Genomic DNA, 24,933 nt, shown 5'->3' on the forward strand with positions numbered 1-24,933 from the left:
ATGAATAAAAAATTTTTAGAGAGCAGCGAATTCTATAATAAAAGGTTTAATAACTTTTCCAGTTTGTTGATAATTCCCATCTCTTGTTTGTTTCTTTTAGTGGTTATCTTTTCTTTTTTCATGAAACGTGAAGTTACAATTGAATCTTTTGGAGATCTTGGCAGTAGACAAAATATACCTATCATTCAGTCACCTTCTAATAGTGCAATTCAAAAAAACTATTTATCTGAAGGAAAATACGTAAAAAGTGGAGATATTTTACTTTCTTATAAGAATACTGGGAATGATATTAAGATTAATAATGTTCAGAATCAACAAAAGGATATAAATGATCAAATTGCTAGTCTACAAATCTTTCAAAAGGGTGTTGAATCCAATCAAGATACTTTTGATGGTGATGATAAATTTGGATATCGAAATTTATTGAAAAGTTATTTAAATCAAAGAAATATTTATGGTATTGAAAGTCAGATGTTACAAGATAAATCTTCTTTTTCCAATGGAAAAATTAAGCAGCTGACGAATTTATATGATAGTAATTTAAAGCAAAAGGAAAGTGAATTAAAATCCTATCAGAGTATTTTTGATGCCATAAAAAATGGTAAAAGTTATGCTTCTAATGCTAGTTATGGTTACTTGTATGATGGTTATAGTGCCGAATTGAAAAGTGCTTCTGATACTGACTCTAAAACATCTGTTAAGAATAGTTACTTAAATAATTTGCGACAACAAATTGATAGTATCAATGATGAAATAAGTAATGTCAGTGAACAGAAAGATTCTTTAAAAGATTTCGATGATAGTAAGTATAATGTTGATTCGAATAACACCAAATTAGAGTCTTTGCAAAATGAGCAGTTAAAAAGTATTTCAGAAGAATTAGTTAAATTAAAAAGCCAGAGTAGAAATTTGAAGTCCAATTTAAAAGAATTGGATGATTTAAAAGATAACTCATATATTAAAGCCAAAAAGTCCGGTGTTATCCATATGAATAATCAATCGGTAAAGGGAGCTAAATACGTTGGAGCTGGTTCTGAAATTGCTGAAATATATCCAGTTCTAAGAAGCGGTAATACACTAAAACTGCAAAGTTATGTTTCTTCTAGAGAGATTTCATCTATAAAAAAAGGTCAACATATGCGATTAGAAATAACTCGTAATGTACCAAGACCAATCCTTATTGATGGAGTGATTAATAATATCAGTGTTGCTCCTGTCCCAGTGAATAAAGGAACATATTATATTGTGACTGCAGAGGCTAAAAGTGAGCCTAATATTGCTCCTCAGATCCATTATGGAATGAGCGGGAAGACAACCATTATTACAGGAAAAGAAACTTTCTTTAAGTATTATAAAGATAAATTACTGGATAAAAATTAGTCATATATAAATGATTTGTTTAAGAGTCCCCATCGTTAAATGATGGTAAAAAAATACTCTTAAAGTTACTAGACCTTTGTCTGATGACTTTAAGAGTATTTTTTGTTATTGGTTTGAAAGTCCGATTCTAATAGGCAGTTCCCACTTTGATTTGTTATCAATATTTAAGATATTGAAAGCAATGATGGAAAAGATAAGCATATATATAAGGGAGATAACAATGGAATATTTATATTGGGATGGAGAATTATTGACTATCTGTCCGTTTCCAATAGTTCCAGTGAAATCTATGAAGAAATTGAGTAAGAAAGATAGCAAAATACTTCCCTTACGTATATATATGGCGCCAAATAGACACCCCATTCCAAATGTTTCAAACACTTGTATTATAGTCATAGTCAAATTCTGGGAATGAATATTTCCGATATGATAAAGGGCAAAAAAGGTACTAGATATAATTAAACAGAATAGTAACTTTCTTTTGTCCATATTTTTATTGTTATCATTTAAGAGACTACCTAGGACTATGCCTCTGAATAAGCATTCTTCGGGGATTGCTGCACATAATCCAATAAGTAACGAAATAAAAAGGTGATTGGTATTAGATATTGATGACAATATTGAAATCAATATGAGCGTTATTGAAAATATTTTAGTATTCTTACCAACTGATAATTTAAAGTAGATTTTCTGACGAAATATCAAATTATTTAGAATTAGTCCAAATATAAGTTCAACCAGTTTAAATGCAATTATATGTTGCCAATTATCTATTTTGAAATAATCAAAAATTGGTCTGGATATAAAATTGTCGAATATTACTAATAGTACAAAAAAGATTATTTGTTTTTTGGGGAACCTTATTGTGTTTGTCATAATTCACTACCAATCTAATTAAGTTGTTTAATAATTGTGTGATAACTCTAGCTACTGTGTTGTTAAATAGTTTAAGAGTGAAAGAATGCTGGACCATTTATTACAGTAGAAATTTGTTGTCAAAGTGACTTGTGTTCTACAGAGTTAATCTCATGTATGATCTTATTTTGTGCAGGACTGAAGTGGTATGTCTTCTTTAGAGCAGCCTGCTGTAATGCATTATTTAGAGTAATAAGAGCATCGTGAATTTCGTTATAATTTTTACTGACGTTATCGGACTTATTTATTTGAAGGTATACTTTTTGGACTGTGGACTTGAGAGTGTCGGCATTGGGAGGTAGAGATGAATTTAGTTCTTTGAGTAATTTGTTTAATGATTTTATTTTGTTGATTTTTTGAGATTTACGCATGAGAGTCCTTTCTATAATTTTGAAACAAGATAGTTTTAATTATAGTAGAAATAGTGATTCCTTGATTTAAAAGGATATTAACGTTGGGAAAAACCGTATAAACGTGAGAAATATTTAGCATGGTCTATAATATAGTTAGAAGCTAAAGATTGGGGATGTGAGTATGGAGAATCAAGAATTGTTCGATCTAATCGATACGGCATATAATGAGGATCTTTCTGAGCAACCTAAAGAGTACAAGGATTCACTTTTGAAAGCTGCTCAAAAGTTATTAGCTGGTGGAAAAGAAGTTGAGGTATGTGCCGATATTTACCAAAGTTGCCACGACAATTACATCGTTCCTATGGGATTGCCTAGGAATAATCGAGCACTATATCAATATGTAAAAGATAAGTTACATAACCCTAGTGAAAAAGAAATGCGTGATTTGAATCTGGGTTATGGATTGATTTCAACCAATATTACTTTTGGTTCAATGAATTAAAAAGCAAACCTGTTGAGGTTTGCTTTTTTTGTACAATTTGTAATTAGAAATAATTTAATATAGTTGCTTGAATTCTAATTATCCAGTAGTAAAATATATAATTAAATCAAGATGATATTTATATATTGGTATTTGTGGGGGTATTGATTATTAAATGTTTTTAATACTTGATTGCTAAGTAAAGCAGAATATCTCTCGTTATGATATTTGGAAAAGGGGAACTATGGCAAATTTATCGTTACGTTTCACTTCTAAAGGAAAGATGATTTTGTATTTCCTACTATCAATTGTGTATGCTTTTGGAAATGTGGTCATCGCTTATATTACTAAGATCATGTTGAACATGGCACAATATCGTCAAGGAAGTGTCAAACAATTAATAACCGTCGCAGCAAGCGGTGCTTTAGCAATTATTTTAATTATGTTTTTTAATTTCGCCTATCGTTACCTCAAATTTGATATTGTCAAAGACATCAATGTACATTTGAAAGCAAAGACAATGGCCTATCTGATTGAACAGCAAGATGATTCGCAAAAAGATGGTCTGAGCCTGATGACTAATGACGTTAAACAAATTGAAACTTTAAAAATATTGAACGAATTAACCATAATTACTGAATTCATGTCTTTTGTAGTCTCAGTCACGGTTGGTTTACTTAATTCTTGGATTTTAACATTACTATTCATCGTTACAACGGTGATTCCGGGCTTTGTTCAGAAGTTCTTTACCAAAAAGATCCAATCCAAATCAGAAGCTTGGGAAAAGGCTAATGCTAGTTATACCCAGAATGTCAGTGATGGTTTGAATGGTGCCGCAACTGCTGATCTATATGATGTTCAAATCCCAATCGTCGGCAGAGTCGTTGAGGGTGCTAAGAGAATGGAAAATGCGCTTAAGAGTTTGAATTATACTCAAGCTGTAGCGGGTGAAATTATTATGGCCGTAGCGGAGATTTTTAGCTTTATTATTCCTTTCTTAGTCGGTGCCATTTTGATGTTCCAAGGTCATATCGGTGCTGGTACTTTGGTCATGATCGTTCAGCTTTCCAATGATTTTGTTAATCCAGTTATCAATATTTTTCAACAGATTAATTCAATTCAATCAACTAAACCTATGTGGGATAAAGTTGAGAAGGCTTTGAGATTTGATGAAGCAAAACCTGCATCAGTTAATAATACGAAGTTTACAGGATTGGATGTTGATAATCTAACTTATAAACTTAAAGATAAGACTTTATTTTCGGATTTGGGACTTTCAGTGCATCCGAATGAAAAAGTTTTATTGATGGCACCTAGTGGCTGGGGTAAAACGACCCTTTTGAGATTAATATTGGGTAAGCTCAAACCTAACGATGGGAAAATTTATATTGATAAGATGGACGTAACAGGTGATTGGCAAAAGGCTCATGACAGTTTCAGCTATGTAAATCAGAAACCATTCATTTTTGATGATACGTTGAAATTCAATATTTCTTTGGGAAGAAAAGTAACTGATTCTGAAATGGAAGAAGCAGTTGAAAAGTCAGGACTGTTTAGTTTAGTTGGGGAAAAAGGATGGAATTATCAAGTTGGTGAGAATGGAGCCAATCTTTCTGGTGGTCAGATTCAAAGAATTGAGATTGCACGTGCCTTACTTTCTAAACGACCAATTTTATTGGCAGATGAAGCAACTAGTGCTTTGGACCCAGAATTATCATTGGCAATCCACAATACAATATTGAAAAATCCTCAAATTGCGGTTATTGAAGTTGCGCATAAAATCTCTGAACAAGAGAAGTCTATGTTTGATCGTATAATTCAATTTGAGTGATAAAAATCTTTTGTATTTAAAACAAATAATAGCAGGTAATCGTAATTTGATTACCTGCTATTATTTTCCTTTTCTATTGAAGAATATTTGTGATAGCTGATACTTCATCACTACTGAAATCAAGATTATCTAGTGCTTTGAGATTGTCATCTAAATGATCAATGTTGGTTGTTCCAATGATGACACTGGCAACGACAGGATCTCTTAATAACCATGCTAATGCTAATTGACTAAGTGTTTGGTTACGACTTTGGGCGATGTCGTTAAGCTTATTTAGTTTTTTAACTAGAGCATCTTTACCATCTGCAAAGAGTTCCTCGTTAGTAGGATGAATCTTGAAGCTTTCGGGAATACCGTTAAGATATCTATCTGACAATAATCCTTCGGATAGAGGTCCATAAGCGATAGCACCAGCACCAGCATCTTTAAGGACATCGATTAGACCACTATCTTCAACATGATGATTCAAAATATTCATACTCATTTGGTCCAAAACAAATGGTGTGCCTAATTCTTTAAACATCTTAATAGCTTGTTTCATTTCAGGAACTTCGAAATTGGAAACTCCAACATATAGAGCTTTACCAGATTTGACAATATCATCTAAAGCTCTGACGGTTTCTTCAACTGGAGTTGTATCGTCATAACGGTGAGCGTAGAAGATATCAACATAATCTAGTTGAAGTCTTTCTAGGGAACCATCAATATCTTGTAACAATGATTTTCTTGAAGTCCCAACACCATAAGGGCCATCGTGTATTTCATAGCCGGCCTTAGTTGAGATAACTAACTCGTCACGGTATGGTTTCAAGTCGCTGTTTAAGATTTGTCCCAACAATGTCTCGGAACTGCCTAAACCATCTTTAGTGCCGTCGCCATAATGGTTAGCAACATCGAAATGGAAAATACCTTTGTCAAAGGCATGCAAAATAACTTGTTTACGTTCGCTCAATGGATCAGCACTACTGAAGTGATGCCAGAGTCCAAGTGAGATTGGTGGCAACATCAAACCAGTTTTACCAGCATGACGAATATGGTTTCCTTGATAACGACTATCTGAAGCTCTATACATAGAATCATCCTTTCGTAAAAAAACTCATTAGCTCAATAATATGTCACTGGAAGCGTTTACGCAAATTCTGATTATACAATCTTTAAACATCTTTTTGATAACTTGATTGAAGAGGTGGTGGAGAAGGTTGAAAAAAATTAGTATCTCTTTGATATTTTTACTGATAATTATTTTAGCTATTAATATTACAAAGTTTAAAGGAATCAAGGAAACACACAAAAGTGAGAATTCTGAAGAACTAGTTAAGAATGAATCCCAATGGAAAAAGTTAACTAAAGATATTCCTCAGATTGCTTATCATGATAATTTGCCCTTGTTAGAAAGGATTCAGATGAATTATGAGAATCCTAAAGATGGTCATAGTTCAAAGTATGAGGATAAGTTTTCGTTGAAAGATCGTTTTTATGCTGATAATCCAACTATTTTTGAAGGAGTGGTATTAAATTTAGAGCCTATGTCAGAAATGGTTGAGACGAAAGCAACTATATTGGTTAAAAAAGTGTGGCATGGCGACCAGTCAGTCAAAAATAAGCGTATTTACACTGTCTTTAGAAGCGGTATAACAAAAGCTAAATATGCTTTTAGCAGTATTGAAGGTGAACATTTGAATAAAAAATTCAATCCGGACCAGAAAGTATTAATGGTTCGAAAAGATATTCCCGTTCCTAAGATAGGAAGTGTGATAATTGGCTCCTTTAAATCCTTCAAGATGACTAGTGAGGCTTATGATTCAACTCGTCAAAATATTTATGACGATAAGTATGGAATCAATTTTGATCAATTCTATCTATTGAAAAATCCAAGAACTAATTTATGGGTTAAGGATAAGAAACGATTTATTTTGAATAACCCTGAGTTTAAAAAGTTAAAGGATAATACTGAATTTAAGAATCTTTATGCGTTGACCGATTATTGGAAATGAATTTTAATTAATTTCTAGTATTAAGGGGCGTTAAATATGGTAAACGTAATTGATAGTTATCGAAGAAGTCACTTTTGAGCTTACCGAACTCATCAATCAAGGCATGAAGCTCTTCGGCTTGCTTGGATGTTAATTTGAAATCTCGTTCAACGGCATTTTTCAATTGCATGTAAGTTGGTTTTTCAGTGAAAGTATGTAAATGACGGAATAACTTCATGGAATAATTGTCAGCGACAAAGGTTGGCCGATGAAAGTAGTAGAGCAGTAAGACATCAGCAGTTTCGTTACCAACACCCTTGAGAGCAACTAATCGTTTACGCAACAAGTTGGTAGAGAGTTTCTCCCAATCAGCGAAATCATCTCGATAGGCCGTCAGTAGAGAACGTAGGTAGATGGCCTTATTATGAAAGAAGCCACTAGGTTGAATCAATTCTTGCAACTGATCTTGTGGTACAGCCAGCATTTTATCGACTTCAAAGTTGGTTGCTTGTTTGAGATTAGCTAACGAGCGATCGGCGTTTTTCCAGTTAGTATTTTGAATTAAAATCATACCAGTTAACATTTCCTCAGTGTTTTCAGCGGGCCACCAGTTTTGCTCGCCTAATTTTTGATGCAGAATATCTAGTAAGTCATAAATTGTAATTTGTTTATACAAAGTGAATATCCCCCTAAACGTTATTATCCACTTGATAGCTAAATTTGTCCGAAATTACTACTTGGAGACGTTTTCATAGACATATGGTTTTATTTCAGAAAATAAGTTGTGTTATCATATTTATCGCTGAGTTAATTACAGGGGGTGTAATTATGTTAGGGATAATTTTTGTGATTGGTTCAATAGCCTCCTTGATTCTTGAGAAATATGTTTTAGCAAATAATTCACATGTATGGTTAGGAGCTATTGTGCCGGTACTATCAATTGGATTCATCATCTGGTTGATGTTATCTAGCCTAATGCAATTCAACGCTACAAATATTCTACTTGCGATCATCTACGTATCGCTAAGTTTCATTTTCTGGGGACAAGGAAACGACTTGTATCATCAAAGAGTCGTTCATAAGGTTTATGAATCAAGTAATCTATAATAAAAAAGTTCTAAGCAAAGAGTAAATTCTTTGTTTAGAACTTTTTTTGTGCTAGATTTGCTTCGAATTTAACGAAATAATTATTAAATATTGTGATATACTAATTTAATTAGAAATAATTTAATAATTAAATTCGAGGCTATCTTATGTATAAGAGACTCTTCAACCAATTAAATAAAATTTTGTTAGTAAAGTTTGCGGGAACTTTTGGTAGTGAAATGCTACAATTCGCAATCAGCCTTTATATTTTGAAACGCACTGGTTCCGCTATTAGTATGGGAGTTTCGCTGATCACAGGCCCACTTGTTGATGTCGTTATAATGCCTTTTGTTGGATACATCGTTGATACAGTCCCCCATAAAATGATAATGATAGTGTCACAAATTGTTACTAGTGTTTCGCTATTAGTATTCAGTCTCTATTTCAACTTGTGGCCTGCGGGATACTTCTACATTTTGATTGGATTAATTGTTATGTTGGAAATTACAGATTGCTTCCTAAGCACAACAATTCAGTCCAGCTTAATTCAACTTTTTCCTAATGATGAATTACAAAAAGTTAATTCTCTAAGTCAGTCAATTACCTCATTGGCAGAGTTTCTGGCACCAATTTTAGGTGCGATGCTCTATACGATGGTCAATATTGTTGTATTCGCTGATTTAGAAATTATTTTTGAATTGATTGCTTTATTGGGAATCCTAGTCTTGAAATTTGACTATAAGAAAACTGAAAAAATAGTAGATGAGGAAGCTTCCAATGAAACTGCTAATAAGACTTCAATAATAGGAAACTTTTTAGATGGTTTCCGTTATATGTTGAAACAAAAATTGATTTTTATTTTAACCTTATCCTCTGGAGCCTTGAATTTTTTCTTTGCGTCCATGAATATCGGTTATCCATATTTGTTAGTTAAGACATTAAAGCTGTCTAACGTACAATATGGTATGACTGATTCCGCAATGGCTGTTGGAATGATACTTGGTGGTTTGATTTTAAGCAAAATTCATCTACGCCTTAATCCAATTATGTTTTCTTATGTAGCGTTGATAGTTTTTTCCATTATTGTGTCATCAGTCGGTTTATCGACAATAACGAACTTCAAGACCCAAGTCATCACGATTATTTTCATTATTATTAATGCAACGAATGGCTGTTTATTAACATTCATGAATACACCGCTAGATACTTTCTTGCAAGAGACGGTACCGCCAGATATGCAAGGTCGAGTGTTCAATATAGATGAGACTTTGAGCACTGTCTTGATGCCTGTTGGGACAATGTTCTTTGGCTTATTATTTGACCATTATAACGCCGTTATAATATTTTTCGCAGCAGGGGCAGCAATGTTATTGTTGGCAATAGTCACGATTTGGATAATTTTGAAGAAGGACTATTTGAAAGATCAAGGTACTATTAATAATTAAAAAAGCGACTAACTTGATTTCAGTTAGTCGCTTTTTGGCGCGTTTAATTCAAACTACCGCCGATGACTTCGATATCACCTTTACCATCGCGTTCAACAATGGCTGTAATGGCGGCAGTAATTCCCTTAACATCGTCAGCTAGTGAAAGAGAAGGTGTCTCAGGGCGATTCAAAACTTGATTAGGTAAGAAGGGAATGTGCATGAAACCTGCCTTCAAGTCGGGGAACTCTTTGTCAATCATATATTGAACTTGATACATGATGTGGTTGCAAACGTAGGTTCCAGCAGTTGTGGAAACCTGACTAGGAATTCCAGCTTCGATAATCGCCTGTGCCATAGCTTTAACAGGCAATTGTGTGAAATAAGCATTCTGTCCATCTTCATGGATTGGTTGATTACGAGGTTGGTAACCAGCATTATCTTTAATTCGACCATCGTCAAAATTGATGGCAACTCTTTCAGGTGTTAAAGCGTAACGACCACCAGCTTGACCAATATCCAAAACGTAATCGGGTTTGTTATCAAGAATAGCTTGATGAACAACTTCAGCACATTTATTGAAGATAGTTGGAATCTCTACTTTAATAATTTCAGCTCCAGCAATTGTATCGGGTAATTTCTTTACAGCTTCAATAGCCGGATTAATTTTGTCAGTACCAAAGGGATCAAAGCCAGTTACAAGAATTTTCATAATAAAATTTCCTCCTTAAAATGCTAAAAAGTACATTAATATAATTTGAACAACTAATAGGGTTAGTGCAATTGGAAATTGTTGCTTGATGACGCCTAAATTATCCTTCATTTCCAGTAATGCTACAGGTAAAGAGTTGAAATTGGCAGCCATTGGTGTCATTAAGGTACCACAATAACCAGATGTCATACCTAGTGCAGCAACTACGGCGGGATTACCACCTTGAGCTACAACAAAGGGAATACCGATTCCAGCTGTGATAACGGCAAAGGCGGCAAAAGCATTTCCCATTACCATAGTGAAGATCACCATAGCGACACAATATAGGATTACTCCTAAGAGATGATTACCTGCTGGAAAGACACCGGAAATAGCTTTGGAAGTAACATCGCCAACACCAGAAGCAGTAAAAATCACGCCTAAAGTAGCTAATAATTGTGGCAATACACCAGCAGTTCCGACAGAACGGACCATTCTTTCACTATCATGATAAGTAGTTTTAGCATCAGTTTTAGATATGATCATAGCAATAATCAAAGCAATTACTGAAGCAATACCGATTCCAACTTGACCACCTAATTTAGTGAATTGACTGATTAGAATAGAAAAGATAGCTAAAACAACACTAGGGAAGAAGAGCCAAGCTCCTAAACGTTTAGCTGATTTTTCGGCGATCTCTTTGTTAACTTCCTTAAGTTTGCCGACCTTGATTTGTTTGAGTAAAGAAAGTATGCCGACAAAAACAATTAAGAGGCCGATAACAAGGTTAGGTAAGTATTTACCAACAGCAAAAATGATGCCCATGATTAGCCAAAATAATCCGGTACCAATGCGAGCTGAATTTTCCCTATCACGAAATGATTCGATGCTGGCGAAAACCATAATTAAACCGATTAGAACGTAGAAGATTTCTAGAATATTATTAACATTCATATGTTTAACCTCGCTTATTAGACTTCAAATTGCTTATCAAAACGTCTGTTGTAATAAGCGGTAATTAGGAACGTAATGACAGCCATTGGAATTGAGTAAAGCACAATATTGGCAGGTGTAGCGGTATAGCCAAGTGATTTCATGGTACTAGACATTAAAAGGACACCACTTGAGGCAATGAATAAATTTTGTGAGAAGAAGTTACCAAAATTGTCGGTTGCGGCGGCGCGGGCTTTAATTAAATCAACTTGTTTATCGGTTAAAGTTTTTTTGACACTTGCGGCGGCCTGCGCCATAGGATTGATTAAGGGACGGATGAATTGAACTTGACCGGAAAGTGCAATACCCATGGCATCGGTAATTTCACGAATTGCTAAATAAAGGTTGAATATCTTCCCTGCAGAAAGGTTCTTGATTTTACTAATACCGTTGACGGCAGCTTGCTTCAAACCATGACTTTCGACAACACCAATCATTGGTAGGGTAAGGAAAAATAGTGAAACCATACGGTTATCCATAAACCCTTTTCCAAGAATTGTCAGTACGTGAGGTATGGACATACCAGAAACTAGTCCGGTTGCCAGAGCAGCAGCGACAACAACAGCTATGGTATCTAATTTGAAAGCGAAGCCAAGAATAATTATAACTATTCCAATTAATTTTAAATATTCCATTCTGTTACTCCCTAATTATTAAATTTATTTCCCATTTTAGCATGTATTATTTAATAAAGGTTAGAATAATTAAAAAAAGTCTAATAAAGAAGACACAATCAAGATATTGTCGATTGTGTCTTTACGTAATTTAATTTTAAAGAATAGGCGATAACAAACGAGAGAAACGTTGTTTGAAGTGAAGCCACATTCCTTGTTCTTTAATGATTTCTGGTGTTAATAATAATGAATCTTTCATATCATTCTCAAATGAACGGGCAATCTGGTGAGCTACTTTAGCATCATAGATAAAAGCGTTGGCCTCAAAGTTTAATGAGTAACTTCTGAAATCATGATTCATTGAACCGACGGAACAGATTTTGCCATCAAAAACGGAAGTTTTAGCATGTAAGAATCCCTTTTGATAACTGTAAATCTTGATACCATAAGTGGTTAACAAATTAGCATAATATTGTGTTGCACGGTAGATGAAGGGATGATCAGGCATGCATGGGATCATGATCCTGACATCAACTCCAGAACGAGCAGCAATGGTTAGAGCCGTAAACATCGCATCGTCTGGTACCAAATAAGGCGATTGAATCCAAACACTCTTCTTAGCACTGACAATCATATCGATAAAACCATCTTTTAAGATCTCTTCACGGCTATCGGGACCATCAGAAATAATCTGAATTGGTAAGTTAGCGTCAGAATTAAATTTATCAGATGGAAAGTATTTTTCTAAGAAAGCTAATGGTTCGGCATTACGATCTAGTGAAGCGTTCCAGTCACGGAAAAACCTCTCTTGTAACAAGAGGGTAGCAGCACCAAAGATTCTAGAATGAGTATCCCGCCAGTAACCGAATTTTTCAGTCGTATTGACATATTGATCCCCAACGTTAAAACCACCGATCCAGCCAGTTGTACCATCGATAACAACGATTTTTCGGTGCAAGTGATAGTTCAAACGAGTCTTGGCGATGACGTTTTTAGAGGTGATAAAAGGCAAGACTTCACCACCAGCGGCTTGGAATCTCTTGAAGTATTTCGGTTTAGTACCACCAGAACCCCATGGATCATACAGAATACGGACTTCTAATCCTTCTTTAGCTTTTTGTGTTAAGAGATCTAGAAACTTATCCCCAATGTCACTCTTAATAAAAGCATAGTATTCGACATGAACGGTCTCTTTAGCTTGACGGATATCTTCAAACATACCCTTGAACTTCTCTTGTCCATCAAAATAAAGTTTGATCTCGTTATGACGAGTTAACGGTGCTTCTTCAGTTTCATTGAAGAATCTTATTATATGGTCCGCATAATGCGTCTCATCATAACGTGAGGCGTTCTGAGGACGCTTTTGAGCAGCAATGGCCATTTTCTTTAACTGACTTAAACTATAGTGCTCTTGCTTACTAATATTGAATATCTTCTCTTGAGCAATTCCACGGCCTAAGAAGGCATAGATAAGGAACCCCAAAATTGGTAGTAGGACAAGAACTAAAATCCAGGCCCAAGTAGTAACAATATTACGAGGCCTATGGAAAACAGTAATAAGTGCAGATATTGTATTGACTGTTAGAATTATGAGAATTAGCCAGATGATCCAAGTATCAATCATAAAATAAATTCCCCTCTATTTATTTATAAAGAAAGTTTACTTCAAAATACTAATAAAATCTAATTATTGAATATAATTTGGTAATAAAAAAAGCCGCTTTCGCGACTTTTGCTTAATTTCTGTTATCACCGAAAATCAGAATTAAACGTAATAGTTGTAGGGCAGTTGAGATTACAGCAGCTACATAAGTTAAAGCAGCGGCGAAGAGAACTTGTTTGACCATTGGCACTTCGTCATTATCGACAAGTGTACTGGAACTTAAGATCTTTACGGCACGACCTGAAGCATTGAACTCAACTGGTAGAGTAACTACTTGGAACAAAACAACTAAAGCGAATAACCAAATTCCGATTTGAATCAAAGTTTGATTTGCGCCCAAGATAACACCCAATAGGATAATTGGGATTGAAAAGTTAGATCCAAGATTTACAGCAGGGACCAAAGCTGATCTCAATCTCATAGGGGCATAACTTGTTTGGTCTTGGATAGCATGTCCACACTCGTGGGCTGCCACACCGATAGCTGCAACGGACGTTGAATCGTAAGTGGATTCAGAAAGATTCAATGTTTTGTTGGTAGGATTGTAGTTATCGGTTAACTTACCACTAACTCTTTGAATTTGAACGTTTTGAAGCCCAGCATTATCAAGAATAAATCTAGCAGCATCAGCACCACTAGTTCCGTGGTGACTAGGAACTTCATCATACTTTTTGAAATTATGATTTACATACCATGATGCCCATAAACTGATAACAAGACCAATAATTATCAGGAGATAGCTGGGACCAAAGAAACCATATGTATACATATATTGTTAACTCCTCTTTAATAACTTTTTGTTAAAGATAGTATAACCATTATTTGTGAAGTTTTCTTGAACTAGATGGTCCAAGTCGTTAATTTCAATATCTGTCAATAAGATTTGATCACGTAAGAAGATGAGTAACCGATCAGAGATCTCTTTCTTTTCATCATCAGTTAGATCTTTGAAAGTTATCATCAAAGCTGCTGAATGTTTTTTTAGATCGAGATCACTAAGACTGATCAAAGCAGAAATCTGTTTAGCCTCTTTCTTTTGAATAAACCAGTAAATACCATCATTTTTCATAATAACTTTAGCGGTATTAGAGATATATTCAGTTGTGGGATCGATGTCCTCATCTAGAAATTCGCTAACTTCTTTTAGATTAAAGCGACTGGGGAAATCCCAGCAGAAGTTATTTGTGATAAAAGGTCGATAATCGCGCATTTTTTGGTTTGTCATTAAAAAATTTCATACGGTGGTTGATCGTATTACTTATCCTCCCTTTTTCTTATTGTAGTTCGTGGTTCTTTTTTGGAATAACCATTGTTCTATGTTTAATAGTGGAAACGAGCTCCGCAAGGGCAACCTCTTCCGGTTTGCTACAGTATTGAAATTGCCCGCATGGTGCGCGTGCGATTCCAATACTCAGGCAAATCCTCGGAGGCTAATCGCCCTTGCTCCGCTCTCTTATTCTGAAATGAGCTCCGCAGGCCAATTTCTTCCGGTTTGCTACAGTATCAAAATCGCCCGCCAAGTACGCGTGCAATTCTGATACCTAGGCAAATCCTCGGAAATTCCCAGGCCTGCTCCGCTCTCTTATTCGATGATCATGCTCTTCTTAGCACTCTTATGTAGTTTATGCATAAATGGTTTTAATGGTTCTGTACATAGCAAGCCTAATAGATAGAATCCAATTCCGAATGCTAACAATATAATAATATCTTTGGTTGCATTAGGCCAATATATTCCACCGACGGCTTCTCTTATTAGATTTACCGCATATGTAAACGGTAGATATGGATTGATTACTCTAAAGAATCCGTCTGATAGTACTACTGGGAAGTTTCCTCCGGCTCCGGAAATTGATAGCACTAGGATAATAATTCCTAGTCCTTTTCCGACGGTTCCAAACATTTGGACTAGCGAATACAGTATCGAGATGAAGACGAAACTTACTAACATACAGAAGACGATTAACCATATCTTCTCTTTAGTATAAGCATGCAAGATAAATAGATTACCTAAAGCTGCGGAGATTGCTTGTAATTGATTTAAGAAACCAAATGTTAAGTAACGGCCATTGAATCTTTGCTTGAATGTGTAGAGATACTGTTGTTTTTCGTCTAATTTGAAGTGAACGGTGAAGACACTGGATAGTAACAAAGCTCCAACCCAAATACAGAGGGCTAAGTAGAATGGTGCACTTGCTGATCCGTAATTTGGTACGTCGTAGAGATTGTCTTGCTTCAATTTGACTGGATTAGAGAAGAAATCGGATTCTTTGTTGGCATCAGATTTCATTAATCTAATAATGGCTCCGAGGTCAACGTCTTTCTTACCCTTCTTCAATAGGGTAGCGGAATGATGGATATCTTTCTTCAACTGTGGCCAATCATTTTCGGCAAAGTCATTAGCAGTTGATAGTGCTTGCTCTAATTCTGGTGTCTTGGAGTTAACCAAATTCAAAGTTGTAGTTAACTCATTTTCAATTGATGGCAATTCATATTGAACAAAGAAGGTAGCCTTAGCTAGTTTGTTCTTCAAAGTTGGATAATCGTTGTCATAGAAATCATTTAGCATACCGATTCCAGTAACGATGTTAGTCATATTACCGTTCAATAGTCGGTTAGCATCATGAATTTCGTTACCAACAGCAGGCAATTGTTTTTGATACTTTTGAAGGTAACTTAAAGCTGTGTTCAAAATACCTTCAGTATTGTTCAATAGACCTGGAATCGTTGGGATAATATCAGTGTTGAAAGTTCCTAATGTAGAACTAAGTTCCTTCAAGAAACTATTGATATCAGTAATAATTGTTGAAACCGAATCCATAATATTGATATTTTTAATTGTATTAACGCCATCGGCTACTTGATTTGCATGTGTTTGTAAATCAGTTAGCTTACTTTGTAATTCAGAAGTATCTAAGCTGTCATAGTTGTTCAAAATATCATTAGCTTTTGTAGCTAAGGTATCGTTCAACGTAGCCAAATCGTTTAGATGTTGAATAGGTTTGTCGAGTAGAGTTAACTTATCTTTACCCAATTGTTCGGCTAGGCGGTTGAAGAAGTTTTGGAGATCAGTTAAAGCTGAAGCAACTTGACGACTGACTTTTGCCAAATGGGTTGAGTCAGTAGCAATGTTTTGAATAACGGTCTTCAATTGTGCCTTCAATTGCTGATTAGTTGGATCTTCTTTGATCTTGTCGATTAGAGTATTGATCATCTCGGCAGAACTACTAATTTGTTTGCCAAGGTTATAAACCATTGATAAACCAGTATCGATGGTTGTTTTGATAACAGGTAAAGCTTGTTGAATCTTAGGAATTAATTCAGAAGTTGTCTTATCAGTAGCATTCTTAGCGTCTTCGCCTAATTTTTGAACTTCAGGCATGACGTTTTGAACTTTCTGGATAACTTCTAGTCCGTTTTGAACCTGAGTGATGCTGGAACTCATTAAACTGGAAATCTTACCAAAGTCTGTATCTACTTCGTTGATTTGTGTACCGGCATTTTGAATTTCAGGAATCTTATTCTTGAGTTGTTTAGCGGCGGTCCCACCAACATCAGCTAATGGCAAAATATTATTAACATTAACTAATTTGTTGGCATCTTCATTCAATAGTGGCAAATATCCATACATGTCATTAACTTGATTCAATTTTTGATTCAAGTTAGGAACTAGGGTATTAGCTTTTTGAACTTTATCCATAATATTCTGTAATTCAGGGATGTTGTCATCAGTTGTGACTAGTAAAGATTCGAATCGTCTTAACATTGGAAGGTTATCTTTGATATCCATTCCTGACTTGTTCAAGGCTTGTGTAATAGTTTTACTGATGGTTCCCACGAATTCAGAAGAAATTGTATTTTGTAAGGTTGTCGCCCCAGTTTCGGTCAATTTCGGGGCTATCGCATTGATTTTCTGATTTACCTTAAAGACCAGCTTCGGTTTCTTAATAGTTCCAGATAAGAAGCTGATAATGTCCTTAGAAAAAGTTTTTGGAATATAAATTCCAGCATAGTAAGAACCATCTTTGACACCTTGGTCTAATTCCTTTTTGGAGTTGACAAAAGTCCATCCTAGTTTATGATTCTTTTTAAGGTTGTCGATTAATTGATCACCAATTTCAATTTTTTGACCCTGTACTTCAACTGGTGTATCGGCTGAATAAACGGCAACTTTTAGACCACTGGTGTTAGAATAAGGGTCCCATAGGGCCCAAACGTTAAACCAACAGTATAGACACGGTAAAATAACCAATGCCAGCATCAGTAAAGTTGCGGGCTTGGATTTTAACGTCCTCTTTAAATCTAATTTAAATAATTCCCAAGCTTTGATAGAAATCCCCTCCAAATCTCTGTTAAAACTGTAGTAGTAATATAATTATATAACGTTATGACAGCGGATTATAATAAATAAACCCGTTGACCACTTTTAGAATCTCTGAATCATCGTGAAGCATTGAGTGTTCTGCATTGGAGCCCTTAATAAGATATTCGGTGTATTCTTTTACTCGCGGTTTGAGAATGTAAGAAATAGACTTGGCAGATGTAACGGAAATGTATTTGTCACTATTAGAGTGATCGCCGACATTTCCAAAAATGTTCAAAACGCGTAAATCGTCTGAGATACTTTTTTCATTCATAAAAATTCTAAAGTAGGTTGGACTCATAAAAGCTGGACGTCCATTTGGTTTGATTCGGTTGATGTTGGGAAGATCTCCCAAACCAATAATTCCGTTGAACGGTGCAGCGATGAGTACTAATTTTTTCAACCTAGGCATGTAGGGACGCATTTTTTCCTTCAAATTGACCAGTACCAATGAAACGGCACCTAGTGAATGACCAATTGCATCATAAGTTGTGAATTCATGTTCTAAGCGTAAGTTAAATAATAGCTTGGTTAACCAATATGCCATTTGGTTACTGCCAACCCATTTATTTTGAAAAACAACTTGGACAATGGGATGTTCATCCTCAGTCCAAACCCCTTCATATGTGACCTTTCCTTTCCAATCAATGATTGCTTTGAGAAATTGGTCCTTTTGTTTACCGTTACACTTTAAAGCGGATTCGATCATTTTCTTGGTCGTATAGTCTCCACCACGAAAACCGTGGATATAGAGAATCGGCCATTGCCCTTTTTTCATAAATTCACCCCAACAAGATATTATTATATAATTATTATTGAGAAAAATTAACCAAATGAGGTATGACATTGCAAAAATATTATGCAGTACGACGCGGTAAGAAACCTGGAATCTATTCAACCTGGGCTGACTGTAAGGCTCAAGTCGATGGGTTCGCCGGAGCTAGATATAAAAGTTTTCCTGATAAGGCACAAGCACAAGCTTTTATTGATGGAAAAGATTCATATAATAGTAGAAAAACGACAACTAAAAAATCTGCCAATAAAGTTTCTAATATTGAAGATTTTGACATCGTTATTTATACCGACGGTGGTTCCAGAAATCATGGTAACTTTAAAGGTGGTCATGTTAAGGATTCTGATAAAGCCGCTTGGGCCTATCATATCAATAACAAAGGCCAGATATATGAAGGAACTGGTGGAGAATTTGGAGCGACAAATAATCGCATGGAGATAATGGCCCTAATTCAGAGTATTAAACGATTAAATGAGCTTAAAATCAACCAACAAAATGCGATATTTGTCTTAGATTCTCAGTACGTCCTCAACGCTATTACCCAGAATTGGCTCAACGGTTGGAAGAGAAGAGGCTTCAAAAAAGCCGACGGTAGTACTCCGGTAAATGTCGAATTATGGCGTGAGTTGGATCAACTTTTGCCAACCGTTCCTAAGAAGACTTTTGAATGGACTAAAGGACACGCAACCAATGTGGGAAACAACCGTGTTGATGCTTTGTTGAACGAAACAATGGATAAAATGTAAAATTTAAATAATTAAATAAGGACAGCGTCTATTAAGAGATATCCAAATGCATAATATGTGTTTTGAATACTTAATGGAAGCTGCTCTTTTTATTTGTAGACCTCACAGACACAGGGAAGCTCTTCATTGAAGGGATGGTGTTCGTCGGCATATTCTTGCTTGAAGAATTTCCAATATGTTTTTATGTCCATACGTATTTACCTTTACCAAATTATAATTAGTTTGATTATAGAACTTTATAGACATAAAAAAACAACACCTCCTTAATAAGAAGATGTTGTTTTCAAATTATTTAAATAAACCACTAAAGAATGAAACGATACTGTCCCAAATTCTTTGTAAGAAGTTACGATTCTCTTGAGTATTTAAGTTGTTAAAAATATTTTTAGCTTTACTCATGATATCGCTACTTAATTTTTGAGCTTGTTGTTTGAAGTTTGAATTCTTCAAAGCACCAGAATCTCTGATTTGTACCATCAAGTTGATGATTTGTTGTTTTTGATTATTGTTGATGATATTTTGAAGATTATTCTTTTGCAAGTTGTTATTAACAATTGTTGTGATTTGGTTAACGGTGATATTATCGCCTTTATTTGCCAAATCAGATTTCATACCGGCAACGGCATTGTTCAATTGTTTATCAGAATATCCATCAGTACCCTTATTCGCATCAGTAATATTACTTAAGACATTCATTTCCTTTTGCGCAGCATTAACTTGGTTTTGGTTCAAGGTATCACCACTATTTGCATAAGCAGCGTAGATTCCGGCTAAAGCACCAGAACCATCAATTGGTGTAGCTGATGTTACATAGATGTTGGCATCGCTGATACCGGCAGTTACGGCAGCATTACGATATTGGTCGGCTGTAATGGTAGTAATATTGTTCTTCCCATTATAATCAACGATTTTGACATTAATACCAGAACCGGATGAAGTCTTTTGAATCAAGGCTGATGACCAAACACCACTATTACTTGTGAAACTACTGCCACTAGGGTTGAGATATTTCACCAGAGTATCACCGGTAACGGTAATAGTTTTGTAGTCTCCACTGACTTGTGAAGAAAGGGCGTCAATTGTTCCTTGACGTTGACTTGATGTTAATGAAGTTCCCAATGTCATTACGGGTTGATCGCTTAGATCGTCCGCTTTGACAGTCTGAGTTGAGAAGATCCCAACCGTGATTAGAGAAACTAGTCCTAATAAAATGATATTTAACTTTTTCAAGGTTTTATCCTCCTTAAACACTATTAAACCAAATATGTATGAAGAATTCGAGAAGATGAGAATTTTTTTTGGATACTTGTATGAATATATTAATATATTGGCGAATAAATTAATAAAAATGAATAGTTTTTTGACAATATGTCAATGATTTAGTAAAAATGGTATATACCTATTGAATAATAGCGCTTACAAGAATATACTTTCTATGTTGTAAAACCACTTTACGACAGAAAGAGGGGTACAGGCTTTTGAAAAACTTTATGGATTGGCTTCAAAATAAAATTATGCCACCGATGTCAAAAGTCGGAAACAATAAATATTTAGTATCCATACGTAATGGTTTAGTCTTAACATTACCAGCTATTATCAGTGGTAGTGTATTCCTAATTGTTGGAAATATACCAATTACTGCATGGGCTAATTTCATCAAACCGTATATGAATATGATTGGTGTGGCTGTTAATGGATCATTTGGAATTATTTCATTATTAGCTGCAATTGGGATTGGATATGAGTTATCTAAGGAATTAGGAGTTGATCCTATTTCCGGTGCAGGACTTTCAACTATGGCATTTGTCATCGTTTCATTTAATGATAAGTTCAAATTAGATACTAATAATTTTTCATCATCTGGATTATTTACTGCAATTATTACTGCTATGATATCAGTTACAATTTTTAACTTCTTTATTAAGAAAAATATTGTTATCAAGTTACCTGATGGTGTACCAACAGCTGTCTCGAATTCATTTGTTTCATTATTACCAGGTTTCGTTATTTTAGTTCTATTCTGGTTTATCCGTATGCCACTACATATTGATATTAATTTAGTTATTCAATCAATTTTCCATCCATTACTATTCGCAATGAATACTTTGCCAGGTATTTTGGTTTACACATTCTTAGTAAGTTTACTCTGGGTTTGTGGTATTCATGGTGATATGACTTTAGAGGGAATTGCTGATCCAATTTTTCTACAGTTCCTAGCTGCCAACGGAACCGCTTTTGCACATCATCAACCACTTCCTTATGCCACAGCTGCTGGATTTTCTAGTTTGATGGTTAACGTTGGTGGTACTGGTGCCACAATTACTTTAGTTGTTTTGATGTTATTCTCAAAGAGTAAAACTTATCGTGATCTTGGACGAGTAGCATTTCCAGGTGCTTTGTTTGAAATCAATGAACCTGTTATTTTCGGATTTCCTATTGTTATGAATCCTTTGACGATGATCCCATTTATCATAATTCCATTGATTTTAGCTACAGGTAGTTATCTTTTGATTCATTTAGGATTAATGAATGCGCCAGTAGCGATGGTACCTTGGACAATGCCTCCAATTATCGGACCACTAATGGCAACTGGTTGGGATTGGCGTGCTGCTGTTTGGTCAGCTGTCGAGTTAGTCTTAGCTGGAGCAATGTATTATCCATTCTTCAAAGTTGCTGAAAAAGGTATGCTTGCTAAAGAAAAGACTTCTACAGATTAAAAAGAACGATGATCAGTCAGAGGAGGCTGATTATCGTTCTTTTCTGCTATTTAATACTTATTTTTAAAAAGCGTGAGAATTGCTTGCTTTTTCGCACGCTTTTAACGCTTCTGAGCTAAAAACATGTCTATCATTAATAGATCTTTTTTAATTGATTAATAATTTTATAGTCCATTTATTATTTTTAATAGGGTTTTGCACTTTTGCATGTAAATGCTAACTGATAAGAATTATCTTTTGCTATACTTACTGTAGTGTCCTTGTCTTATATTGAAAGGAGCTGGTGCTTATGGTTGAAAATCATATTCTCAGTCTTCCTATCATGACGGGAGGCTTTGGCGTTGGAATTGATTTCCATTTTCTTGATTCTAGTAGTTTTACTAGAAATTATCAAAGAATTGAAGAAATAATTCAAACAAAAAAGTCGGACACGGCAATGTCCGACTCTAAATAATATGTAATATTGTTATTAGACAAGGACACTGATTAAGGGCCACTTTTTAAGTGGTCTTTTTCTTTACCTTGCTTCACTAATATATTAACAAGATAAGACGTCTAAAACAACTATAAAGTAATAACATGTCAACTAGTATTATCATATTTATAATAGTTACTGAAAAAGTACATTCGTTAAAGAAAAAAGCTTTCACAAACCGATGAAGTTTTTCCTATTTATTTGATGATTAAAATGGCTTTTTCCGCTGGTTTATGCTATTCTGTAGGTTCTAGGATTACGCTTAAGTAAGTATAATTAAATAAAAAGGATTAGGTGAAACACAATGAAAATTGTCGTTCTTTCAGGTGGAAGAAGTACAGAAAGAAATGTTTCTTTATCTTCCGGAGTTAAAATCACCAACGCACTACGTAGTAAAGGTTATGAAGTAGCTTACGTTGATTCATTCTTAGGTAAGGATATTGAAGAGGATAAAATTGATGATCTCTTCACAACAGAACCTGAAAATGAAAGTAAATTAGTTATTGATGATGAAGTTCTTACAGATGAAAAGATCAATGCTTTGAGAACTGACGGAACTAAGGGTCTATTAGGTAGAAATGTTCTTAACATTTGTCGTCATGCCGATATTGTCTACATGGGACTTCACGGTGAAGATGGCGAAAATGGTAAGATGCAAGCTGTCTTTGATGTCTTTGATATCAAGTATACAGGTAGTGGCTCATTAGCTTCTGGACTTGCTATGGATAAGAAATATTCTAAAGAAATTTTTGTACAAGATGGTATTCCAACTGCTCAATATACAACAACTAAGACTGCTAAGATTTTATCAGAGGATATTCCTTTCAACTATCCAATGGTAGTAAAACCTTCTAACGGTGGTTCAAGTGTTGGTACACATATTGTTAACAATGCTACTGAATTAAGAGATTCAGTTGCTGATGCTTTGAGATTTGATGATGAAGTTTTAATTGAAGAGTATATCAAGGGACGCGAATTCTCAGTTGCTATCGTTGATGGTTTGGTTCTTCCAGCTGTCGAAGTTACTGTTGATACAGGTTGGTATGATTTCCAACATAAGTTCCAAGCTAACAACGTAACTCACTTTATTACTCCTCCAGACAATTTGGATGATAAAATTCACGAAAAGATGCAAGCGTTGACTAAGAAGACTTTTGAGGCTCTAGGTATGAGTAACTATGGTCGTGTTGACTTCTTATTACGTGACGGTCAATTGTATGTCATGGAAGCTAATACTTTACCAGGTATGACACCATTGTCATTAATGCCAAGAGAAGCTGAAGCTGCCGGTATTTCATATGCTGATCTTTGTGAGAGAATCATTAAGAGTAAAGTTAAGTACTACGAAGAAAGAAAATAATAACGAATTATAATTTAAAGGTCATCTTCCTTGGTTGAGGATGATCTTTTTTTGTTTTAGATAGATTTGAAGCTTTGTTAAAGCGATTACAAATATAAGGTATAATTGTCGTGTGAACTATTCTTTAAAAATTTGATTGCGAGGTATGTTTCATGACAAGAAAAATTGGAATTATTGGAATGGGAAATGTTGGTGCCGCATGTGCACATTATATTGTTGCAGGTGGTTTTGTTGACGACTTGGTATTGATCGATAAGAATGAGAAAAAAGTTAAGGCTGATGCTTTAGACTTTGAAGATGCCATGGCTAATTTGCCAGCTCATACTAATATTTACGTAAATGATTATTCTCAATTGGATGATGCCGATATTATTATTTCAGCCGTTGGACACATCAAATTAATCGGTGGAGAACACCCAAATCGTTTTGGAGAATTAAAGCCAACTGGTGATTCTGTAACAGATGTAGCCAATAAAATTAAACAAACTAAGTTCCATGGCATCATGGTCGTAATTAGTAATCCTAATGATGTTATGACATCAATGTATCAACAAATTCTTGATTTTCCTAAAGAACGTGTAATTGGTACTGGTACATTGCTTGATTCAGCCAGAATGAAACGTGCTGTTGGTAAAGCCTTTGATGTCGATCCTAGATCAGTTTCAGGATATAACTTGGGAGAACACGGTAACTCTCAATTTACAGCTTGGTCAACGGTAAAGGTCATGGATCAACCAGTTAAAGAATTAGCTGAGAAAAATGGTCTTGATTTGGATCAAATTAATGAAGATGTAAGAATGGGTGGTTTCACAGTCTTTGATGGCAAAGGATATACTAACTACGGTGTATCGACTGCAGCAGTTAGACTTTCGTTAGCTATTTTAAATGATGCTAATATCGAATTGCCCGTATCAAATTATCGTGAAGAGTATGGTGTTTACTTATCATACCCAGCTATTGTTGGACGTGACGGAATTGAAAAACAGTTACAATTAGATTTGCCACAAGATGAATTAGATAAACTTCAATATTCTGCCGACTATATCAAGAAAAATTTAAAATGATTTAGAGGTATAAA

Annotated in this window: 23 protein-coding genes; 11 read left to right on the forward strand and 12 right to left on the reverse strand. The window is 34.9% G+C overall.

The genetic code is table 11. The features are described 5' to 3' along the window. Entirely contained in the window at nt 1–1,380 is a 1,380-nt protein-coding gene (locus FC97_RS04410; RefSeq protein WP_054642785.1) for a bacteriocin secretion accessory protein, read from the forward strand. A gap of 105 nt (nt 1,381–1,485) precedes the next feature. Here the strand turns inward: FC97_RS04410 and FC97_RS13880 are convergent, their stop codons facing one another. Beyond that, a complete protein-coding gene (locus tag FC97_RS13880; RefSeq protein WP_162200763.1) occupies nt 1,486–2,010 on the reverse strand; it encodes a CPBP family intramembrane glutamic endopeptidase in 525 nt (174 codons plus the stop codon). 819 nt (nt 2,011–2,829) lie between these two features. Between FC97_RS13880 and FC97_RS04425 the strand changes: the two genes are divergently transcribed. Both FC97_RS04425 and FC97_RS04430 read left to right on the forward strand, forming a co-directional pair. Further along, nucleotides 2,830–3,150: a bacteriocin immunity family protein gene (locus FC97_RS04425; RefSeq protein ID WP_087882344.1), complete on the forward strand. Its 321-nt coding sequence runs from the start codon at nt 2,830–2,832 to the stop codon at nt 3,148–3,150. Between the two features lie 223 nt (nt 3,151–3,373). After that, complete coding sequence (locus FC97_RS04430; protein WP_054642789.1) at nt 3,374–4,960, forward strand: ATP-binding cassette domain-containing protein; 1,587 nt, start codon at nt 3,374–3,376, stop codon at nt 4,958–4,960. Nucleotides 4,961–5,033: 73 nt separating this feature from the next. Here FC97_RS04430 and FC97_RS04435 read toward each other — a convergent pair whose 3' ends face one another. After that, nucleotides 5,034–6,032, reverse strand: coding sequence for an aldo/keto reductase (locus FC97_RS04435; protein ID WP_054642790.1), 999 nt, complete (start codon nt 6,030–6,032; stop codon nt 5,034–5,036). A gap of 127 nt (nt 6,033–6,159) precedes the next feature. On the opposite strand from FC97_RS04435, the gene FC97_RS04440 reads away from it, so the two are divergent. Further along, nucleotides 6,160–6,954, forward strand: coding sequence for a hypothetical protein (locus FC97_RS04440; RefSeq protein WP_056967868.1), 795 nt, complete (start codon nt 6,160–6,162; stop codon nt 6,952–6,954). A 7-nt stretch (nt 6,955–6,961) separates the two neighbouring features. On the opposite strand, the gene FC97_RS04445 is transcribed toward FC97_RS04440, so the two are convergent. Next, nucleotides 6,962–7,609 (reverse strand): endonuclease III domain-containing protein, encoded by a 648-nt coding sequence (locus tag FC97_RS04445; protein ID WP_054642792.1) that lies wholly within the window; start codon nt 7,607–7,609, stop codon nt 6,962–6,964. Nucleotides 7,610–7,761: 152 nt separating this feature from the next. Between FC97_RS04445 and FC97_RS04450 the strand changes: the two genes are divergently transcribed. After that, nucleotides 7,762–8,040 (forward strand): hypothetical protein, encoded by a 279-nt coding sequence (locus FC97_RS04450; protein ID WP_054642793.1) that lies wholly within the window; start codon nt 7,762–7,764, stop codon nt 8,038–8,040. Between the two features lie 146 nt (nt 8,041–8,186). Then, nucleotides 8,187–9,464 (forward strand): MFS transporter, encoded by a 1,278-nt coding sequence (locus tag FC97_RS04455; RefSeq protein WP_054642794.1) that lies wholly within the window; start codon nt 8,187–8,189, stop codon nt 9,462–9,464. A gap of 43 nt (nt 9,465–9,507) precedes the next feature. Here FC97_RS04455 and pcp read toward each other — a convergent pair whose 3' ends face one another. From pcp to FC97_RS04495, 8 genes are all read right to left on the reverse strand, one after another. Continuing rightward, nucleotides 9,508–10,155: a pyroglutamyl-peptidase I gene (pcp, locus tag FC97_RS04460; RefSeq protein WP_054642795.1), complete on the reverse strand. Its 648-nt coding sequence runs from the start codon at nt 10,153–10,155 to the stop codon at nt 9,508–9,510. A 15-nt stretch (nt 10,156–10,170) separates the two neighbouring features. Then, on the reverse strand, nt 10,171–11,088 hold the full coding sequence (locus FC97_RS04465) for a DUF979 domain-containing protein (protein ID WP_054642796.1): 918 nt from the start codon (nt 11,086–11,088) through the stop codon (nt 10,171–10,173). Between the two features lie 17 nt (nt 11,089–11,105). Beyond that, nucleotides 11,106–11,762, reverse strand: a complete 657-nt coding sequence (locus FC97_RS04470; protein ID WP_054642797.1) for a DUF969 domain-containing protein — start codon at nt 11,760–11,762, stop codon at nt 11,106–11,108. A 136-nt stretch (nt 11,763–11,898) separates the two neighbouring features. Next, entirely contained in the window at nt 11,899–13,365 is a 1,467-nt protein-coding gene (gene cls / locus FC97_RS04475; protein ID WP_054642798.1) for a cardiolipin synthase, read from the reverse strand. A gap of 112 nt (nt 13,366–13,477) precedes the next feature. Then, complete coding sequence (locus FC97_RS04480; RefSeq protein WP_054642799.1) at nt 13,478–14,173, reverse strand: zinc metallopeptidase; 696 nt, start codon at nt 14,171–14,173, stop codon at nt 13,478–13,480. Between the two features lie 6 nt (nt 14,174–14,179). Beyond that, entirely contained in the window at nt 14,180–14,629 is a 450-nt protein-coding gene (locus FC97_RS04485) for a hypothetical protein (RefSeq protein WP_054642800.1), read from the reverse strand. Between the two features lie 357 nt (nt 14,630–14,986). Next, nucleotides 14,987–17,746, reverse strand: coding sequence for a YhgE/Pip domain-containing protein (locus tag FC97_RS04490; RefSeq protein WP_173585305.1), 2,760 nt, complete (start codon nt 17,744–17,746; stop codon nt 14,987–14,989). 40 nt (nt 17,747–17,786) lie between these two features. Continuing rightward, nucleotides 17,787–18,542, reverse strand: coding sequence for an alpha/beta hydrolase (locus tag FC97_RS04495; RefSeq protein WP_054642801.1), 756 nt, complete (start codon nt 18,540–18,542; stop codon nt 17,787–17,789). Between the two features lie 62 nt (nt 18,543–18,604). Between FC97_RS04495 and FC97_RS04500 the strand changes: the two genes are divergently transcribed. Next, a complete protein-coding gene (locus FC97_RS04500) occupies nt 18,605–19,303 on the forward strand; it encodes a ribonuclease H family protein (RefSeq protein ID WP_225868726.1) in 699 nt (232 codons plus the stop codon). 288 nt (nt 19,304–19,591) lie between these two features. Here FC97_RS04500 and FC97_RS04505 read toward each other — a convergent pair whose 3' ends face one another. Beyond that, on the reverse strand, nt 19,592–20,515 hold the full coding sequence (locus FC97_RS04505) for a DUF1002 domain-containing protein (protein WP_371125784.1): 924 nt from the start codon (nt 20,513–20,515) through the stop codon (nt 19,592–19,594). A 266-nt stretch (nt 20,516–20,781) separates the two neighbouring features. Here FC97_RS04505 and FC97_RS04510 point away from each other — a divergent pair, with 266 nt between their 5' ends. The 4 genes from FC97_RS04510 (at nt 20,782) to FC97_RS04520 (ending at nt 24,919) form a co-directional block, all read left to right on the forward strand. Next, nucleotides 20,782–22,020: a PTS sugar transporter subunit IIC gene (locus FC97_RS04510; RefSeq protein ID WP_054642803.1), complete on the forward strand. Its 1,239-nt coding sequence runs from the start codon at nt 20,782–20,784 to the stop codon at nt 22,018–22,020. A gap of 289 nt (nt 22,021–22,309) precedes the next feature. Then, a complete protein-coding gene (locus tag FC97_RS13365; RefSeq protein WP_156314078.1) occupies nt 22,310–22,474 on the forward strand; it encodes a hypothetical protein in 165 nt (54 codons plus the stop codon). A gap of 325 nt (nt 22,475–22,799) precedes the next feature. Next, nucleotides 22,800–23,855 carry a D-alanine--D-alanine ligase family protein gene (locus tag FC97_RS04515; RefSeq protein ID WP_054642804.1) on the forward strand — a complete coding sequence of 352 codons (1,056 nt, stop codon included), beginning with the start codon at nt 22,800–22,802 and terminating at the stop codon, nt 23,853–23,855. A gap of 152 nt (nt 23,856–24,007) precedes the next feature. After that, nucleotides 24,008–24,919: an L-lactate dehydrogenase gene (locus FC97_RS04520; RefSeq protein ID WP_054642805.1), complete on the forward strand. Its 912-nt coding sequence runs from the start codon at nt 24,008–24,010 to the stop codon at nt 24,917–24,919. Nucleotides 24,920–24,933 lie beyond the last annotated feature (14 nt).

The sequence above is a fragment of the Companilactobacillus kimchii DSM 13961 = JCM 10707 genome (assembly GCF_001435445.1).
GTDB classification, from domain to species: domain Bacteria; phylum Bacillota; class Bacilli; order Lactobacillales; family Lactobacillaceae; genus Companilactobacillus; species Companilactobacillus kimchii.